General features: G+C 47.0%; 16 protein-coding genes and 2 rRNA genes. 8 read left to right on the forward strand and 10 right to left on the reverse strand.

Translation table 11 applies throughout. The annotated features are described in order from the left end of the window. Window positions 1-71 precede the first annotated feature (71 nt). Together HKN79_12275 and HKN79_12280 are read left to right on the forward strand one after the other, a co-directional pair. A complete protein-coding gene (locus tag HKN79_12275; protein ID NNC84345.1) occupies window positions 72-1,277 on the forward strand; it encodes a glycosyltransferase in 1,206 nt (401 codons plus the stop codon). Between the two features lie 2 nt (window positions 1,278-1,279). Next, entirely contained in the window at window positions 1,280-2,683 is a 1,404-nt protein-coding gene (locus HKN79_12280; GenBank protein ID NNC84346.1) for a hypothetical protein, read from the forward strand. A gap of 9 nt (window positions 2,684-2,692) precedes the next feature. Here the strand turns inward: HKN79_12280 and rffA are convergent, their stop codons facing one another. From rffA to HKN79_12310, 6 genes are read right to left on the reverse strand one after another with little or no spacing between them, the layout of a single operon-like run. After that, window positions 2,693-3,829, reverse strand: a complete 1,137-nt coding sequence (gene rffA, locus HKN79_12285) for a dTDP-4-amino-4,6-dideoxygalactose transaminase (protein ID NNC84347.1) — start codon at window positions 3,827-3,829, stop codon at window positions 2,693-2,695. Window position 3,830: 1 nt separating this feature from the next. Next, window positions 3,831-4,490 carry an acetyltransferase gene (locus HKN79_12290; GenBank protein NNC84348.1) on the reverse strand — a complete coding sequence of 220 codons (660 nt, stop codon included), beginning with the start codon at window positions 4,488-4,490 and terminating at the stop codon, window positions 3,831-3,833. Then, window positions 4,487-5,116, reverse strand: a complete 630-nt coding sequence (locus HKN79_12295; GenBank protein ID NNC84349.1) for a class I SAM-dependent methyltransferase — start codon at window positions 5,114-5,116, stop codon at window positions 4,487-4,489. Before HKN79_12295 ends, HKN79_12290 begins: the two co-directional genes overlap by 4 nt. After that, window positions 5,113-6,027 carry a glycosyltransferase family 2 protein gene (locus tag HKN79_12300; protein NNC84350.1) on the reverse strand — a complete coding sequence of 305 codons (915 nt, stop codon included), beginning with the start codon at window positions 6,025-6,027 and terminating at the stop codon, window positions 5,113-5,115. Before HKN79_12300 ends, HKN79_12295 begins: the two co-directional genes overlap by 4 nt. After that, window positions 6,024-6,719, reverse strand: coding sequence for a WbqC family protein (locus HKN79_12305; GenBank protein ID NNC84351.1), 696 nt, complete (start codon window positions 6,717-6,719; stop codon window positions 6,024-6,026). The genes HKN79_12300 and HKN79_12305 overlap by 4 nt, the downstream gene beginning before the upstream one ends. Further along, window positions 6,716-8,596, reverse strand: coding sequence for a DUF393 domain-containing protein (locus HKN79_12310; GenBank protein ID NNC84352.1), 1,881 nt, complete (start codon window positions 8,594-8,596; stop codon window positions 6,716-6,718). Before HKN79_12310 ends, HKN79_12305 begins: the two co-directional genes overlap by 4 nt. A gap of 99 nt (window positions 8,597-8,695) precedes the next feature. Here HKN79_12310 and HKN79_12315 point away from each other — a divergent pair, with 99 nt between their 5' ends. Together HKN79_12315 and galE are read left to right on the forward strand one after the other, a co-directional pair. Beyond that, window positions 8,696-9,853: a glycosyltransferase gene (locus HKN79_12315; protein NNC84353.1), complete on the forward strand. Its 1,158-nt coding sequence runs from the start codon at window positions 8,696-8,698 to the stop codon at window positions 9,851-9,853. A gap of 19 nt (window positions 9,854-9,872) precedes the next feature. Continuing rightward, window positions 9,873-10,892, forward strand: coding sequence for a UDP-glucose 4-epimerase GalE (galE, locus tag HKN79_12320; GenBank protein ID NNC84354.1), 1,020 nt, complete (start codon window positions 9,873-9,875; stop codon window positions 10,890-10,892). On the opposite strand, the gene HKN79_12325 is transcribed toward galE, so the two are convergent. Next, on the reverse strand, window positions 10,880-11,347 hold the full coding sequence (locus tag HKN79_12325; GenBank protein NNC84355.1) for a 23S rRNA (pseudouridine(1915)-N(3))-methyltransferase RlmH: 468 nt from the start codon (window positions 11,345-11,347) through the stop codon (window positions 10,880-10,882). The genes galE and HKN79_12325 overlap by 13 nt on opposite strands. Before the next feature lie 41 nt (window positions 11,348-11,388). Between HKN79_12325 and nadC the strand changes: the two genes are divergently transcribed. Together nadC and HKN79_12335 are read left to right on the forward strand one after the other, a co-directional pair. Next, the gene (nadC, locus tag HKN79_12330) at window positions 11,389-12,246 is read left to right on the forward strand and encodes a carboxylating nicotinate-nucleotide diphosphorylase (protein NNC84356.1); all 858 of its coding nucleotides are present in this window, start codon (window positions 11,389-11,391) and stop codon (window positions 12,244-12,246) included. Further along, window positions 12,227-13,201 carry a YihY/virulence factor BrkB family protein gene (locus HKN79_12335; GenBank protein ID NNC84357.1) on the forward strand — a complete coding sequence of 325 codons (975 nt, stop codon included), beginning with the start codon at window positions 12,227-12,229 and terminating at the stop codon, window positions 13,199-13,201. Before nadC ends, HKN79_12335 begins: the two co-directional genes overlap by 20 nt. Here HKN79_12335 and HKN79_12340 read toward each other — a convergent pair. Beyond that, window positions 13,172-14,449: a hypothetical protein gene (locus HKN79_12340; GenBank protein NNC84358.1), complete on the reverse strand. Its 1,278-nt coding sequence runs from the start codon at window positions 14,447-14,449 to the stop codon at window positions 13,172-13,174. The two genes, HKN79_12335 and HKN79_12340, sit on opposite strands and share 30 nt — an antisense overlap. 140 nt (window positions 14,450-14,589) lie before the next feature. On the opposite strand from HKN79_12340, the gene dnaB reads away from it, so the two are divergent. Both dnaB and HKN79_12350 read left to right on the forward strand, forming a co-directional pair. Further along, window positions 14,590-16,134 (forward strand): replicative DNA helicase, encoded by a 1,545-nt coding sequence (gene dnaB, locus HKN79_12345; protein ID NNC84359.1) that lies wholly within the window; start codon window positions 14,590-14,592, stop codon window positions 16,132-16,134. Between the two features lie 93 nt (window positions 16,135-16,227). Beyond that, window positions 16,228-17,484: an asparagine synthetase B gene (locus HKN79_12350; GenBank protein NNC84360.1), complete on the forward strand. Its 1,257-nt coding sequence runs from the start codon at window positions 16,228-16,230 to the stop codon at window positions 17,482-17,484. 220 nt (window positions 17,485-17,704) lie between these two features. Here HKN79_12350 and rrf read toward each other — a convergent pair. Next, window positions 17,705-17,812 (reverse strand): 5S ribosomal RNA (gene rrf, locus HKN79_12355). 74 nt (window positions 17,813-17,886) lie between these two features. Then, window positions 17,887-18,081: ribosomal RNA gene (locus HKN79_12360) — 23S ribosomal RNA — on the reverse strand; the annotation flags it as partial.

Here is an 18,081-nt window from a genome sequence, read left to right on the forward strand (position 1 = left end):
AAAATAGATATACCGCACCAAGCGGACCCAGCAATTCCTACTCATGAAGGAATTCAGGCATAAGGTAGTATATGGCCCATATCCTCTATTTGACCTATGACGGACTGACCGATAATCTCGGTAGATCCCAGATCATCCCTTATATAAATGGCTTGGCCCAAATTGGCCATTTCATCTGGGTGATCTCAGTGGACAAAGCCGATCATTATGCTACTCGCCATACCGAGGTCGAGTCACAGCTTCACAGCAGTATCTCGTGGGTCAGTATCCGCTATACCAAGCGTCCTCCCTTGCTTTCTACGATCTATGATCTGAGAAGAATGCAAAAGGCTGCTAGTCAACTGGTACGGGAAAAGAGAATCCAGACCGTCCATGTGCGCAGCTACCCTCCCATGTCTATCGCTCTGAAGCTTGCCCAAAGCCATGGCGTCAAAGTACTCTTCGATATGCGAGGTTTCTATCCCGAAGAGCGGATCGAAGGTGGAATCTGGAACCTTCGAAATCCAATCCACCGAGCGGTCTACAACAGGCTGAAGAAAAAAGAGCTGAATTTTATTGAGAAGGCCGATCATATCATCAGCCTGACTGAAAAGGCGAAGAACATCTTGATGGATACGTTCAATGTGTCCGGATCAAAGGTCACCGTAATACCATGTTGCGCTGATTTCGAACACTTCCGATTGGCACAGACCAAACCACCGTTACAACCCTTGAAAGTCCTCTATCTCGGGTCTTTAGGTACGTGGTACTTGATCCCTACATTGGTGCAATTCTTCCAGCGCACACAAGAGATTTATCCCGATGCACAACTGCATGTGATCACCGGTGATCACCCAGAACAACTTTATCTCGAAGCAGGTCGACTGGGAGTCGCTTCTTCGTCCATCCATTGTCGTTCTGCAGAGCGGGAAGAAGTACCAGAACTCATTGGCGCTTGTCACCTTTCGGTGTTTTTCATCAAAGACTCTTTCTCTAAATCCGCCTCCTCTCCCACCAAATTAGCAGAGATACTGGCCAGTGGACGTCCTGTGATCTGCAATGGCGAGATAGGTGACCTGAATCGACTATCTACCCAGCTTACAGGTCTGTACACACTACATCTGAGTGACATAGAGACTATCGATTTGTCGAAGGTCATAGAGCAACTGATGGATCTGGACCCGAATGCTATCCGGAACTCGGCCAAGGAGATTCTCGACCTGGATGTCGCTATTGCGGCATACACACGCGTCCATGCTGGATTGAGCGATCAAAATTCCAGTACTTCAGTCCAATAGGCATGATACAGTTCATCCAGCGCCATATCAAGATATTTCTGGTTATCCTCATTGTGAAGTCGATCCTCGCAGGGATGATCATCCATCTTTCGCTATGCGCACAAGGGATAGACCAAGACGGCTTCTACCTTACGGCCGGAGATACCCGTTCATATTTCGAACCTCTCGAACACCTCGCCACCCAAGGCAAATACTTCTATCTCAATCTGGATGGGGAAAAGGTCATAGCTGGGAGAACTCCGTTCTATGGACTACTGTATTTCATAGGTCATTCGTTCCTGAATAAGGAATCCATCCTTTCACTCTACGTTCTATTGCAAGTTCTACTTGAGGCCATCTCAGTATTGCTGCTTTGGGATCTGATAAGACAAATCGTCCAACGAAAATGGATCCAATGGTTTGGGCTACTCCTATTGACTGTATCGACTTACCATACGTTCTGGTCATGTAAATTGATTCCAGAAAGCCTCGCCTTATCATGTCTGATCATCCTATTCTGGCTGTTGAGTAGAGCCCGACCCCGAGCAATCGCGCTAGGTATCCTTCTCCTAATTCTAACTGGACTGAAGCCCTACTTGGGGATTTTGGCGGTGGTGGTATCTGTTCTGATCATCAAGCGTGAAAAGTCGCTTTCATCGAGAAAGACCTGGCGGTCACTCATAGCCCTCTGGGCTCCTCTCTTTCTTTTCGTCATGGTCTGGGGAGGACGTAACTACGCTATAACTGGAAAGGTCATTCCATTCACTGAAGCACTGAGCGGTTATTCCTTTACTGAAGCAGAACTGGCTTTCAGAAAATTCATGGCCGCCAAAGGTGAAAGTCAGGAATACTGGGATAAGAAGGCCGAAAGCTCCTTCTACTATGGCCGAGAATCTGTTTACACATTAGATGAACTCTACACCGATAGTTATATCACATCGGATACCCTGCTGACCATACGCCAGCATCTGAGCCAGATTGCGAGAGGAGAAGCCGTGGAAGAAGAAAGGGATCGGAAGATTGCTGGAATCATCGAACGGACCACCTCCCACTATAAGGAAACACATCCCTCCCATCTTCTCACTGGGAGCCTGGACCGAGTGAAGGACCTCATATTTCACAGTGGCTCATACTATCTACCGATAGCCAAGGACAGTCCGTGCTACTCAGAGTGGCAGTGGATATTCAAACTCATGCAGTCACTCTTCTATTATCTGTTCACGTGCTTTGGTCTGTTATCCCTATTCCTCATAAAAGACTGGCGTGTCCAATTCATGCCCTGGTACCTGATAGCTCTGTTCTGTATCGTCCTACAGTTCATCGAACTACGTTTCTTCCTGCTGGCATATCCGAGCTTGGTATTGGGATCTTTCTATCTGACGGGAAGACTCCATCGGTCATTGAAGCCCCCATCATCTCCCATATAGGATCGAGATTCAGTCTTTGAAAAAGGACTCTACCGAGTGTATCACATGTTCCTGTGATTCCCTATCCAACTCGTAGTAGAGTGGCAGCCTGATCAAGCAGTCGGTGTATCTATCGGCCTGAGGCAGATCGGGATGATAGTCGGGGTAGATATTTTGGATAAATGTGCTCTTATGTAGGCTCAGATAATGGAAAACGGCATAGATTCCTTCTGATTTCAAATGGCTGATCAAGGCGGTACGTGTGTCGAGATCATGTACTACGATGTAGAACATATGACCGTTATTACTGGCATATTCAGGCAGATAGGGTAGTTTGATCCGACCTTTCTCCTCGAGTTCCTTAAGACCTTGATGGTATCGTTCCCAGAGTACCTTTCTGCGAGACTGGATTTCTTCTATGTTCTCCAGTTGCGCATAGAGGAATGCTGCTGTGACCTCGGAGGGTAAGAAAGAAGAGCCTATATCCACCCAGCCATACTTATCGACCTCACCTCGCCAAAATGCAGCCCGATCTGTCCCTTTTTCCCAGATGATCTCAGCTCTGTTGACGAATCGTTCATCATTGATGACCAAGAGGCCTCCCTCTCCTGAGATGATATTCTTGGTCTCATGAAAAGAGAATGCCGCTAGATGCCCTAAAGACCCTAAAGGCTTTCCCTTGTAGGTGCTATCAATGGCTTGTGCTGCATCCTCGATGATCAATATCTTTTTATCTGCAACGGCTTCATTCAGTGCATCCATATCTACCGCTACACCGGCATAGTGGACCACTACTATAACCTTTGTACGGTCGGTGATACAGGCTCGTATGGAATCCACGCTCACATTGGGTTCGCTTGACTTACTATCGGCAAAGACAACTGTAGCTCCACGAAGGATGAATGGATTTGCTGAACTCACAAAGGTGTATGACGGAACGATGACCTCATCATCTGGCCCCACCTCTGACAGGATGGCCGCCATCTCCAGCGCATCGGTACACGAGGTAGTAAGGAGCGTTTTACGGAAGCCGAAAGTACTTTCGAAGAAAGCTTGACATTTCTTGGTAAAAGTCCCGTTGCCCGAGATCATTCCTGAAGCCACAGCCTCTTCGATGTACTTGGTCTCTTTCCCTGTAAGGAAGGGCTTGTTGAAAGGAATCTGCATGCTAGACCTTGGTGCTGAGACTGTTCTTATCAAGTCGATCGGCCGGACGTGCTGAATACACCTCCCCTGCTCGGGTGTCCTTCTTGATGACTGCTCCCCCACCTATGATGCACTTCTCTGCCACCGTGATGTTGTCCCTGAGTGTACAATTGATGCCGAGGAAGCAATTATCCTTGACAACGATACGACCTGATACAGAAGCCCCTGGGGCTAGAAAACAATGGTCCCCGATAGTGCTATGGTGCGCCACCACAGCGTTGGACCAGAGAACTGTGTTCTTTCCGATGACAGCTTCGGGTTCTATAGTCACTCCATCGAAAACGAAAGAACCCTCACCAACGCTATCCTCAGACCATACATTGGCCCGAGAAGAGATAAAAGTGAATGCTTCATAGCCTTTGACCACAGCTTCATTGAACAAGCGCTCTCGAATTGTATTGACCTGATTGGGCCCTATCCCCGCGATGACAATATGATCTCCGGTCGGATAGTGCTCTTCCAGATCCTCGAATGGAACTACCGGTAGACCTTGAAAATCATCGCTGGACAAGAAATCACGTTCTACTGTAAAAGCCACCACCTCCACTTCTCCATCCCGTGAGATATAGCGAAGGGCCATTTCTGCATAGTCACCGGTGCCTATGATGATCAATTTCTTCATCCTTTGGATTTACGGATCATCAGGGTGAATTCGTAGAGCTCGTAGTCATGGTCTATGACCCAATCCCTACCACAGTTATCAATGAGAAACCGGGTGAGCTCATTGAGATCCGGATAGTAGAGTCGCTCATAGGTATAGTCCACATAGGGTGACATCAGATTGATGATTACGGCCTTTCTGGCCAGTTGGTGCATCTTCAATATCGAGGACTTAACATAGGAGGCCCATGCTTCCATGTCTGTACCAATGCTGGCATTGAAGGTGCCTGAAGCGATCACATAGTCATGCGCTTCTGTGAAGTCATCGATGGGACCAAGGTAGACCTGGACCTCAGGATGGGTGGCCTTTACATGTTCGGTCATCTCTGGCACGATATCCAGACCGGTATAGGCTATCTCCTTTCCCAAGGACTTGCAATAGGCATAGTATGATCCTGCACCGCAACCTACATCCAAGACAGAAGGAGATACGTCCAGATCGATGTAGCGATTTATCACTTCGAACCGCAGTTCTTGGCTTTCTTCATCTTTCCAGTCCACTCCTTTGGCAGTGAAGCCGCTCTCAGAAAGCTTCTCTTGATAGTATCCGATGATACGTTCCTCATTGGGTATTCTCTCGGCACTCATAGCTCTTGTTTGATGACTGTGAGCGGGCGTTGCTTGATTTCGATGAACATCTTACTGATATACATTCCCACTACTCCAAGACATAAGATGATCACCCCACTCAAGAACCAGATAGAGAGGATCAGACTGGGCCATCCACCCAAGTACTCTTTGAGAAATAAAGCACTGGTGAGGTAGTACAGACTGATGATGAAACTGATACTGCTCATTAATATCCCTAGATAGAAGACGTAAACCAAGAGTCTGTGAGTAGATGAGGTTATGGCATCGATCATCAGGCTGAGTCGTTTCCTGAAGGAATAATTGCTCTCTCCACGTGAACCCTTTTCAACTTCCACCGAACGCTGATCGAAGCCGACCAAAGCAAATACTCCACCCAAGAAGAGAGACCTTTCTTGGAATTCTGACAATGCATCCACATAGGGTCGGGATACCAGTCGGGCCATGAGTATGTTCTTCTCTATGGGAACATCGGCCAGTTTGTTGAAGGCCCAATAGAAAAAGGAACCGAATATCCGTTCGCCCCATCCTCCTTTACGTGCTGATTGGACTCCATAGACTGCATCCACATTCTCCGAATCCATGTGCTCGTAGAAGGTGGCCAATAATTCCGGTGGTTCTTCGAGATCACAATCGATGATGAATACCCTGTCTCCAGAGGACTTCCTGATACCCGTCATGATCGCTTTATGATGTCCGAAGTTCCGTGACAGTTCAATGATGCGGATGCGTGGGTCATCGGCCTTGAGCGATTGTAAAAGAGCTATAGAATCATCGGTGATACCATCAATGACATAGATGAATTCGGCCTCCTCTATTGCGAGACGATCCAGCACTTCACACGTGCGGCTGTGGAATTCTCGGAGGAATCCTTGTGAACGATACACACTGGTGACAATGCTGACCTTCACTGCTGCGCTGATCGTTTAATGAAGTTTCTTGAATTCCCTCCCTCATGGAACATAAGGTCTAAGATACTGAGTCCATGTTCAAAATGCGTCCCTGCTTGGGAATACTCTGGATATCCTTCATAATCCATCCATTCGACCTCGATGCCTTGCTTTTGAAATCTAGGTACATCTATATAGGTCCTTGCAGATGGGCCAGAGAGATAGATGTCTGCATTCAGTTTATCACATAGGTCCAGTATGCGTTCTTGTTTATCACCTTGAAGCGCGTAATCCGTACTCTCCGTGATGGGAGTGTCAATGTCCAAGTACCTACAGACCTCTAATATCAGATGCCTGTTGATATCGCTCAACATGTCCGATTCGATTTCGGTGTACCATTTCTCTATCAGTGGCATGAGTTCCTTGAATGCTCCGGCCCGGCCATAGCATGCTTTTAGGGTCTTCAGATGTTTCTTTCTCCAAAGTTCACTGGCCACTTGTGTCTCATTGACCTTTTGAGATAGCCCTTCAACCCGAACAGGTATAGTGATCCACTGGGTATTACCATGTGCATCTTTGATCTTATTCCTATTGCGCCAGTCATTCTTGGTGTACTGTACTTCATCATAGAACACGAAGTGGTCCACCTCATCGATCATATCGAAATAACCCTTCCAAGGAATATAATTGGATTGAAGTAGCGCAATCTTCATAGTTCCCTCTGTCGGCTTGTGTCGAACTCTCCATCTACCCAGACCACTTCACCCCACTCCTCCCATGGTCGGTTGAGGTTTTCGGTCAGTAGATCCTTTTCCCACTTGAAGACGGGTCGGTCTGAGCGTGTCGTGACCCTGAAGCGTTGCTGACCTTCCACACCGCGACCTGTCGACATCAGCCAGTAGGCGGTGTAGCGTTTTAGTCCGGCAATCAAGGCCTCATCATCTGCTTGGGAATAGCATACTCTGAATGTCCAGTGAACAAATGTCCCTCCACTGAGCATTTCCCCTGGCAATCCTTCCGCACTGGTCATGGGCAAAAGGATTCGTTCATCACCCTGCTGATATTCTACCGCAAATGATCTGATCTTATTGAAATGCCCATCCATGAATACCGGGTGTCGGGTGATGCCAATGAGCTTCCTAGAGTAGGCCTCCATCCCATTGTGGAAACTATTGACCGGGGATTGAATCCTTTCCGGAAGATGAGAGAGCATCTGCTCTGTCCATTGCTTCGGGTAGGGTGAGAATAGACTGACATTGATCTGGAAGATGAGAAGGATCAGAACTCCATACTTCAGCAGATTGAATTCCAGCTGTTCACTGTTCAGATTCCTGAAGATTCTAGTCGGCTTTTCCTCATATGGAGAGCGCAGCAGAGGTAGTCCGCAGTTCTCTTCGTTACACCGCTCGGTATCCCGAGCATCAGCGATGTAGCGATAGACCTTTGCCGAGACCTGTTGCAGACCAGGCAGTGAGACCATAGGCAAGAATATCCAGAACGCTGGGACCCGCTTGAATACCTCTCGATAGCTGGCCAATCCTTCAAAGGTATTGCCCTTGTACTGGGTGAATACACTATCCAAAAGCTCTTCTCTCGTATTCTCTTTTAGGAGTTCATGCTGATCAGGCAGTGACTGTATCGCTACGAAATCGACCCGTGAACGGAAATCGAAATATTCGATGATCCATTTGGTCCTCAAGCAGAGAGGGCATTCTGCATCGTAATAGAAATGCAGTGGCTCATACTCTGAATTCCTATTGAATATCGAACCGATCCTTCTCCACCAAGAAAAGGGGAACATAAGTACGTAGATGAATGCACTACCCAGAGCAAAGTATGGAATAGGGAACTCTATATATATACCTATGTGCAGTCCGATTCCTATAAGAAGAAACGGGATTCGGAAGGGCTTGAACCAGAATGTGAAGATGAATATCGTCTCAAACAGTACAGTCAAATACCCCAGACCCCTGACCAGCCATTCTTGATTCAGAATGAACTGATCCTTGCAAATGGTGATCTGTGTGATGGAGGCCGGCAACCACATACCTAAGCCTTCCATCCACATGGGGGAGGTGATCTTGTACAGAACCGAGTCCGCGTAGACCACACCCAATCCGAATAGAACAGGAAGGAAGTAGGCATAGACCCTGACTGTACGTTCTTCTTCATACTCTTGCTTGGATGAAGAGAACCGGATCTTCCTGCGAAGACGATCCAAAGACATCACTCGGTCTATCGGTAGGAAAATCACCATCAGGCTCAACCCAGTGTATACATAGTCCATGTGATACTCGAACATATCCAGATCACTCATGTAGACCAGGATCAAGAGATAGTTGATGACGGTGGCCCAGCGTGTGAAGAGTCCAAAGACGATGAAGACCAAGGAGATCATCCAGATACACAGCGGGATAGTCAATGCGATCTCTGAACTCTCGAGGAAAGGGACCCGATCGAAGATCAACTTCCGGTACGTGAAAATATGGAAGACCTCGAGGAGAAGATTGGTGAAGAAGAGGATGCGGAAGACAGCTAGCCCTGTAGCAGGTACCTTTTTGGCGAATATGCGCTCGAAGAACCTATTCATGGATTGCGTTAAGTGGAGCAAAGTAAGGCAATTAAAGAAAGGAAGTGCATTAGCTTTCCAGACGGGCCATGAGCAATGTTTGGCTAGGTTTGTCGACCGATGAAGATCCTTTTCATCATACCGTCCATCACCAATTACTACACCTTTTTGGAGGATATCGCCCGCGAACTGCAGGAGCGCGGGAATGAGGTATTCCTTGCGAGTTCTACCAAGCACATCTCTCAGATAGACTGCTATGATCGGGAAGTCTTCGGAGAACTGGTAGAAGTGGATTTCCCACGTGGATTCGAATGGAACAAGCACCTGAGCTCGGCCAAGAGATTGAGAGAGATAGTCAATGAGATCAAGCCTGACCTGATCAACGTACACTTCTCAGCAGCTATGTTCACTACAGCTATAGCCAAAGAGCCTAGTTGGCCACGTACTGTGGCCATGATACATGGTCTGGCCTACCCGATCTTGAAAGGGTGGAGAAAACTGGCTATAGGATCCGCTGAACGATGGGCTGCAGGAAAAATGGATCAAATCATTCTTCTGAATGAATCCGACCGTCAAGTACTCAGTGGCCATGTAGATTCTTCTCGCATCAAGGTCCTTGAATCATTCGGTCTGGGCTGTGATCTGGAAAAATTCAATCTGGATGTCATCCCCCAAGAAGAACAGATTCGATACCACCGAAGATTGGGCGTGAGAGATGGGGATTTCGTCTTCATTTTCGTTGGACGTCAAGTGGATTTCAAGGGTTTTGACAAACTCATACGGGCCTTCTTGCAACTCTATGAGGATCATAAGAATCTGAAGCTCATACTCGTAGGGGCCAAAGACCGCATCCATCCGACCAATCTCACGCCAGAAGAGGAAGAGCAGATGCGCAGGTGCCCGGGCATTGTCAATGTCGGTTGGAAGGAGAATGTCTACCACTACCTATGTGTAGCCGATGTGAATGTCTTCCCAAGCGAGCGTGAAGGAATGCCCGTCAACCTCATGGAGTCACTCGCCATGGGCGTTCCTGTGATCACCACAGATTCCAGAGGGTGCAATGAAGTAGTGGAACATGGGCTCAATGGACTGGTCATGAAGGCCAATACCGTAGAAGAGATACGGGATAATATGGACCGCCTCTATCAGGAGCCGGATCTATTGAACAAGCTCAAGCAAGGAGCCTTGGATAATCGCCATCATTTCGACCGGACCCGATTCATAGAGGAGATGCTCGAAATTTTCGAATCCGACCTCGCCACAAGCCCGAGTTCATAGATTTGTCGCAATATCCATCATGAAGATCCTTATCACAGGTGGAGCCGGATATATCGGGTCCCACACGATCGTAGAACTCCTAGAGTCCACTGACTGGTCCTTGGTGAGCATTGATAACTATTCCAATAGTTCACCTGATACCTATAGAAGGATCGAGGAGATAACTGGTCGTAAAGTCGAGCATGAAGATGTAGACCTGAGAGACGAGCAAGCGGTGGATGCATGTTTTGATAGACATCGATTCGATGGGGTCATCCATTTCGCAGCTCTCAAGGCAGTAGGCGAGAGCGTAGAGAAACCCTTGGAATACTATGAGAACAACGTAGGGGGGCTGATCCACCTCATCAAGGCTCAGCGAAAATATGGTGTCAAGTATCACCTGTTCTCTTCATCTTGCACTGTCTATGGCACACCACCCAGCCTCCCTGTCACAGAAGATTCACCCATAGGTAAAAGCGAATCGCCCTATGGATTCTCCAAGGTCATTGGCGAGCGCATACTATCGGACTGTGCCCTGCAATGGGATATGGATGTACTCGCATTACGTTATTTCAATCCGGTGGGTGCCCATACTTCCGGAAAACTCGGAGAACTGCCGCTAGGCGTGCCCAATAACCTACTCCCTTATATCACTCAGACCGCTGCTGGCCACAGAGACAAGCTGACGATCTTCGGAGATGAATACCCCACCCGTGATGGTACCTGCATCCGCGATTACATCCACGTGACGGATATTGCCAAAGCTCACATCATGGGAATGCGCAGACTCATAGACGGGCTGCAAGAGCATTCATTCGACTTCATCAATCTGGGAACAGGTAATGGTGTATCGGTCCAGGAGATCGTAGATGCGTTCAAGGAAACAAACCAAGTAGACTTACCCTATATCATCGGTCCCGCAAGGCCTGGGGATATCGCAGCTATCTATGCTGACAATGGTAAAGCAAGAGAGAAACTGATGTGGACACCTCAGTTGGGCTTGGACGACATGGTATCCTCCGCTTGGAAATGGCAGTGCCATCTCGATCAGTCGTTGTGATAGGGATGCTTGTTGATAATGGTCAGCGCCCGATATAGTTGCTCAACGAAAACAGCCAACGCCAATTCATGATTGAATGTCATTCTGGAAAGCGATATGCTTTCATTTGACCTTTTCTGCAAGATATCGGCAAATCCATAAGCTCCACCTATCACGAAGGTCATACGTTGTGATCGGTGAAGGAAATGTTCGGAGATCATCTTAGCGAATCTCCTGCTCGTGAGACTTGCTCCGCCCTCATCCAATAAAACCACCAAATCACTAGAATTCAAGTGCTTACACACATGATCGGCTTCTTTTTGCTTGACCTCCTCAGCATTCAATTTTCCTTTGGGACTATTGACCACGATGATCTCCAACTTGGCGAATCGACTCAGACGTTTACGGAATTCTTCTATGAAACTCCTCAGCCCTTTATCTGAGGTCTTCCCAATGTGGATGATAGCGAACTTCATAAGGTCTCTGCCGATGGATCGTGGTTTCCAATAGATTTGGCATGATGAATCTAGAAACATTCGTAAGACTCGCTTTAGAAGAAGATGTACGCGATGGTGATCATACTTCCCTGGCCTGCATTCCAGAAGATGCCCAAGGCAGCATGTATATGCTCATCAAAGAAGATGGGGTGCTTGCTGGACTTGAAGTGGCCGTCAGGATTTTCCACCTGATCGATCCCGATATCCAAGTGGATGTGAGCAGCACCGATGGACGCTCACATGTTTATGGGGATATACCGCTGCGTGTCATGGGGGATGTTCACTCGCTTCTAATAGCAGAACGACTGGTATTGAACATTCTACAGCGTATGAGTGGGATTGCTACCAAGACCCGGTCGACCATGAATCTTATATCCCATACTAACACCAAAATACTGGACACACGCAAGACCACACCCTTGTTCAGATATTTCGAGAAAGAAGCTGTACGTATCGGAGGGGGTACCAATCACCGCATGGGACTCTATGACGCGATGATGATCAAGGACAATCATATTGATTTTGCTGGCGGTATCTCCCGAGCGATCACACGATGTACAGATTACCAGAAAGCCCAAGGTCTGGATCTGGATATCATCGTAGAAGCAAGGGATATGGAAGAGGTGAATGAGATCCTAGATAATGAAGGCGTACGAAGAATCCTACTGGACAACTTCTCTGTGGCAGAGACAAAAGAGGCGGTGACTGTGATCAGTGGACAAACTGAAACGGAAAGCTCAGGAGGGATCACCAAGGAGAATATAGTTCCTTACGCTGAGTGCGGAGTTGACTTCATATCAATGGGAGCCTTGACTCATAAGGTCAGAAGTCTGGACATAAGTCTGAAAGCAGAATTCGATGTTCAAACCGCTGATTGAGTATATACAGACCAGTCCACCAGTAGAATGGACCAGATCCGCTTTGGAGAAGATCATTCTACCCGGTTTCGAAGGATTGAATCTGCTATTTGTCATTCGGTTCTTTTTCCATGGACTAGGAAATGGAGCTCTGGCGCTGCGTGCTTCTGCCATTTCCTTCCAGTTGATCATGGCCTTCTTCCCCACGGTCATTCTGCTTTTCTCACTGATCCCCTACATATCGGATGACTTTCAGATACTCCTACTCAACTACCTGAGCGATATCATTCCGAATAGGGCATATGCCGTATTCGAAGGTGCCATCGTAGACCTCATTCAGAACAAACGCACGGGTATTCTTTCCGTGACCTTCCTACTGGTCTTCTATTATTCCAGTCGATCGGTGTCGTCTATTCTCTCAGCATTCGGGCAGTCGGTCAATCTGGTCAATCGGCAAGGAGCATTCATTCAGTTCTTCATATCCCTACTGATCATGTTGGTATTGGCCATACTGGTGATCACCGCTCTGTCTTTGGTCACTGCTAGTGGATGGGTCGCAGATTATCTGGACAGCCTGGAAATTATAGACGATGGTATACAGACCGCCTTTTTCTATTTGACCAACTATGCCATCGTACTGCTCCTATTCATGATGGCCATATCGATACTTTATAATGTGGGCAATCCGGATGACAAAGGGTGGAAGGTCTTTTCTGCAGGGACCACCTTGGCCAGCCTGCTCATGATCTTGATCGCCCTCGGGTTTGCCACCTATGTGAACGACTTCACAAGTTTCGATGAACTCTATGGTTATGTGGGTTCGGTCATCGGGTCCATCATTATCTTCTGTCTGTGGATCTACTTCAACAGTATTGTTCTTCTGATAGGTTTCGAACTGAATGCCTCGATAAGTCGGGCGCGAAAAGCCCACTCAGAAGTCAAGGAATCACTTGTTGAAAAGCACTCTAAGCTCTGAGGCGGCACTGCCTACATCTACACTCCCTGCGTTCTGCAACGGATCCAGAAGATAGAATCCAATAGAGCTCCCTTCAGAGAGAACAAGGCGTTGTCCCAGGTCATCGTAAGATAGGCTATGAAAATCTGTGCCGGAGTATATCAGAGGTGCTAGAAAGCTGGATGATGAGTAGCGATATAGTCCTTCTGAAGTAATGAAATAGGCGACATCTCCCTGAGCTACAATACAATCCAAGACCGGAGGTTCTGCAGCCGTGTCAATACCATACTGTCCTCCGGTCGGAGTTTCAAGTATGCGTATATCGCCATTGCTATCCACTAGGATGAGCTCATCTGTCGATAATCGCTCCATCTGTACAGGTCTCTCGGGGACAATGAAAAAATCGACTTCGAATCCACTCGCTTTGAATATCTGACTCACCCGATAACCAGAGGGAGTTTCAGAAGCGACCCAAATATGGTCTGGATCGATGTACATGAGCAGTGGTGACCATTCAGCATCTAATGAGACGGTGGCAGAAGCGAGTCCATCTTTGTTGAAATTTAAAATGGATGGTACTGAGGTAAGGACCCGCGATGAACGAGAATAAGGATCATTCTTCAACTCAATGATTTCATCTTGAGACCCGATAATGGAAGGAATCGACCAATTTTCTAGGCCAGAATCGGCATCGTAAGAGCTGAGCGAATTGTTTTCTTCATCAAGAATGACAATAGAATTCCATCGGTCATTACTGGTGGTGAGAATGCCATTTGAACCCGTGTAAAGGGTGAACAGAGTTCCATCTTCTCTCAATATCAAGGCCATTTCCTGACCTAATTGTTCTTGAGTGAAAAGGAGTCCTTGGTATTCGCGTGGGATCGCGGTGACCTGAACTTCTACATAGGCTCGCGTATCATTATTACCGTCCGAGGCAAACACTTCTACGAAATGTGGCCCGGTCTCTATATCTAAGTCCGTGACAGGTAAAGTCAGGGAGAAGTCCAAGGGATTGTTGATCGAAGTGACAGATATCCGTGGACCGGCCTGAACCAGGTCCTGATTCACGAGACCGAAATTGACAAATTCCAATTCTTTATCATCTTCCACCTCTCCTGCCACAGTGATCGTATCGGGCATGATGATGGCTATATCGGATTCTGGAGAGGTAATAACAATACGTGGTGGTACGTCATCCACATCTTCCTTGCAGGACACAAAGCCCAAGAGGAGGGTGACCCAGAAACCTAAAGCAGAAAGGAGCCGCATAGAATTCAAAGTTAGGTCAGCTGACAGCATCTACGCAGCACATTCCATCGATCGTTGAAAAGGATGTTGGACAGACGTTGAAATCCATTCTGTATTTTATCATCTTCAGAAAGTCAGCTTATCCTACTTTCACGATCCCGATGGAAGAACTGAAGACAAAGAAGAATATCGACCGCCTGAAACGTCCCTCATCATTTGGGAACGCGGCCATAGAAGGAGGCAAATTACCTCCTCAGGCTATCGAATTAGAAGAAGCAGTGCTCGGTGCGATCCTCATGGATTCCAAAGCACTGAACGATGTGATAGATGCCCTGCGTCCCGATGCCTTTTATGACCCTAGGCATCAGCAGATCTTCGAGGCCGTGACCAGATTGTTCAATGAGTCGAAACCTATCGATATTCTGACAGTCACTGAGAAAGTGCGAGAACTCGGACATCTTGAGGCTATTGGAGGTCCCTTCTACATCTCGCAGTTGACCAACAAGGTGGCATCTACAGCCAATGCAGAAGTTCATGCTAGGATCATCACTCAGAAATTCATTCTGAGGGAATTGATTCGAATCTCATCCGAGACGATTAAGGATGCGTACGATGAGACCACCGATGTCTTCGATCTCCTTGACCGCACAGAAAGCAAACTCTACACCGTCTCAGAAGGGAATCTGAAACGATCCTATGATGCGATGTCCTCATTGATGAAAGAGGCGATCTTACAGATCGAAGAGGTCATGAAGATGGAAGAAGGCGTAAGTGGAGTTCCATCAGGGTTCAAGGACTTGGATAAGGTCACCTCTGGTTGGCAACGATCGGATATGGTCGTGATCGCAGCCCGTCCAGGTATGGGTAAAACTGCATTTGTACTGTCCATGGCACGTAATACCGCAGTGGAGTTTCAACGACCAGTCGCCATATTCTCTCTTGAGATGTCATCTGTTCAGTTGGTCCAACGACTGATTGCCAGTGAGACCGAGATCTCTTCTGAGAAACTAAGAAAAGGTAGCTTGAGAGATGATGAATTTGCTCATCTCCATGCTCGCATTGGACGTCTATCCAAGGCTCCTATTTTCATCGATGATACCCCTGCCCTCTCTGTATTTGAACTGAGGGCAAAGTGCAGACGTCTCAAGCAACAGCATAATATTGAGATGATCATCATTGATTATCTCCAATTGATGACAGCGGGCGGAGATAAAGGAAACAGAGAGCAAGAAATTTCAACTATTTCACGCTCCATCAAGAGTATTGCCAAAGAATTGAATGTCCCAGTTATTGCACTTTCGCAATTGAATCGATCGGTGGAGACTAGAGGTGGTGATAAGAAACCCCAACTATCGGATCTCAGAGAATCAGGAGCAATCGAGCAGGATGCTGATCTGGTCTCGTTCATCTACCGTCCAGAGTACTATAACATACATGAGTACGAAGATGGTATGCCAACGAAGAATATCGGAGAGTTCATTATCGCCAAGCACAGGAACGGTGCCTTGGACACGATCAAGCTGAGATTCCAGAACGAGTTGGCGAAATTCAGCGATCTACAGGCATTCGACTTCCACGAGACCATCGACCCACTTTCCCCTGACATGGGATTCTCCGATGCTGGTCCAACCATCACTCTGCAGTCTAAAATGAATGATGATTGGAGCCCAGATGAATCCACCGATGCAGACGATCTAGACTTCTGAGGAAAAGAAGGTCGATACTTCGATCGAATTCCTTGCCATAGAGGAGCACATGGCCCTATTTTTGAAGTACCCACTCAAATTAGGTCCACGTCCATGAGATTGATTCTGATATCGTTCTGTTTTCTTTTTTCTTCTTGGTTATCAGCTGCTTATATACTCATCCCGATGGATGAGAGCCAGAAAAACCATCTCAAGGCCTATGGTATTGCCTTCTGGGTATTGCAGAATGATATCGAAGTTGAGTGGCTATTGAATTATCGGGGAGGCAGCTTCATGATAAAAAGCTATGCAGATATTGAAGAAGAATGCGTGATCAGAGGAGTCTCCTATAACATCTTGGCCGATGTCCAGGCTATGGAGATCATCAATCAAATTGCTGATCCTGAAGTCAACCAAGAAGTAGTCAAACTAGAAACAGCACCTGAGATCGCGGTCTATTCACCAAAAAGCAAACTCCCTTGGGATGATGCGGTCACACTGGTGATGACATACGCTGAAATCCCATATAAGGTCATCTATGACGAAGAGATAATCAAGGGAGAATTACCTAAATATGATTGGCTCCACTTGCATCATGAGGATTTTACAGGACAGTACGGAAAGTTCTACGCCAGTTATAGAAATGCGGCTTGGTACCAAGAACAGGTCAAAGAGATGGAATCCTTGGCCAATCGTTTAGGATTCACCAAAGTATCCGATCTCAAAAAGGCAGTGGTAAGCAATATCTCAGAATACACCGCTGGAGGAGGTTATCTCTTCACCATGTGTTCTGGAACGGATTCATATGATATTGCTCTTGCAGCATTGAATACAGATATCTGCGAGTCCATGTTCGATGGAGATCCAGCTGACCCTACTGCACAGTCCAAACTTCAGTATGACAACTGTTTCGGGTTTGAGAATTTCACCTTGGAAAAAAACCCCATGGTCTATGAGTTTTCGAGTATCGATGCCACTCGTGTCCATACTCGTATTCCTCAGGATAAAGACTTCTTTCTTCTGTTCGAATTCTCAGCGAAATGGGATGTAGTTCCGACCATGTTGACGCAGAACCATGAAAAGGTGATCAAGGGGTTCATGGGTCAGACCACCTCTTTCCATAAGGACCAGATCAAGTCTAACGTACTAGTGTTGGGAGAAACCCACAAACACAGCACTGCCAAATACATCCATGGAGAATACGGTTTGGGACAATGGACTTTCTATGGGGGCCATGACCCAGAAGACTATACACATCGGGTTAATGACCCTCCGACAGACCTCAATCTCTTTCCTAATTCTCCTGGATATCGATTGATTCTGAACAACATCCTTTTCCCAGCTGCTCGCAAGAAGAAGCAGAAGACCTAAAGCAAACTGAAGGACTAAAAGGTCTTGTTGAAGAGAAAGAGATCGAACTGGCCAGTCCTAACGCGATGTCAGGCATAACCGTACTTCATTTCCTCACAATTTTCATGATCTAGCAGCACCAATTGCCGGTGTAGATTACTATAGCATGCACGGATACTTCCAACTTGAGATATATCGCATAAAAAAGCCCCTTCAAATAAATGAAGGGGCTCTTTATTAAGATTGGCAACGACCTACTCTCCCGCCTTAGCAGTACCATTAGCGCTGATGGGCTTAACTTCTCTGTTCGAAATGGTAAGAGGTGAACACCATCGCTATAGTCACCAAAAATCGTGGTCAACGCAAGGTTGACACCAATATCAAAAAGACATCTTGGAAAATGATTAGGAGAACTGTTCTCTCATTGAAAGCTTCGAACAATTAGTACTGCTCGGCTTTGACATTGCTGTCTTTACACCTGCAGCCTATCAACGTCATCGTCTATAACGGTTCTCAATGATATCTCATCTTGAGGTGAGTTTCGCGCTTAGATGCTTTCAGCGCTTATCTCATCCGAACATAGCTACCCTGCGATGCAACTGGCGTCACAACAGGTAC

The organism is Flavobacteriales bacterium (assembly GCA_013001705.1).
Taxonomy (GTDB): Bacteria; Bacteroidota; Bacteroidia; order Flavobacteriales_D; family JABDKJ01; genus JABDLZ01.

Bases quoted from the DNA above. Each gene is read 5' to 3' on its own strand.
- HKN79_12275 (NNC84345.1), top strand. From the start codon at position 72: ATGGCCCATATCCTCTATTTGACCTATGACGGACTGACCGATAATCTC.
- HKN79_12280 (NNC84346.1), top strand. From the start codon at position 1,280: ATGATACAGTTCATCCAGCGCCATATCAAGATATTTCTGGTTATCCTC.
- rffA (NNC84347.1), bottom strand. From the start codon at position 3,829: ATGCAGATTCCTTTCAACAAGCCCTTCCTTACAGGGAAAGAGACCAAG.
- HKN79_12290 (NNC84348.1), bottom strand. From the start codon at position 4,490: ATGAAGAAATTGATCATCATAGGCACCGGTGACTATGCAGAAATGGCC.
- HKN79_12295 (NNC84349.1), bottom strand. From the start codon at position 5,116: ATGAGTGCCGAGAGAATACCCAATGAGGAACGTATCATCGGATACTAT.
- HKN79_12305 (NNC84351.1), bottom strand. From the start codon at position 6,719: ATGAAGATTGCGCTACTTCAATCCAATTATATTCCTTGGAAGGGTTAT.
- HKN79_12310 (NNC84352.1), bottom strand. From the start codon at position 8,596: ATGAATAGGTTCTTCGAGCGCATATTCGCCAAAAAGGTACCTGCTACA.
- HKN79_12315 (NNC84353.1), top strand. From the start codon at position 8,696: ATGAAGATCCTTTTCATCATACCGTCCATCACCAATTACTACACCTTT.
- galE (NNC84354.1), top strand. From the start codon at position 9,873: ATGAAGATCCTTATCACAGGTGGAGCCGGATATATCGGGTCCCACACG.
- HKN79_12325 (NNC84355.1), bottom strand. From the start codon at position 11,347: ATGAAGTTCGCTATCATCCACATTGGGAAGACCTCAGATAAAGGGCTG.
- nadC (NNC84356.1), top strand. From the start codon at position 11,389: ATGATGAATCTAGAAACATTCGTAAGACTCGCTTTAGAAGAAGATGTA.
- HKN79_12335 (NNC84357.1), top strand. From the start codon at position 12,227: ATGTTCAAACCGCTGATTGAGTATATACAGACCAGTCCACCAGTAGAA.
- HKN79_12340 (NNC84358.1), bottom strand. From the start codon at position 14,449: ATGCGGCTCCTTTCTGCTTTAGGTTTCTGGGTCACCCTCCTCTTGGGC.
- dnaB (NNC84359.1), top strand. From the start codon at position 14,590: ATGGAAGAACTGAAGACAAAGAAGAATATCGACCGCCTGAAACGTCCC.
- HKN79_12350 (NNC84360.1), top strand. From the start codon at position 16,228: ATGAGATTGATTCTGATATCGTTCTGTTTTCTTTTTTCTTCTTGGTTA.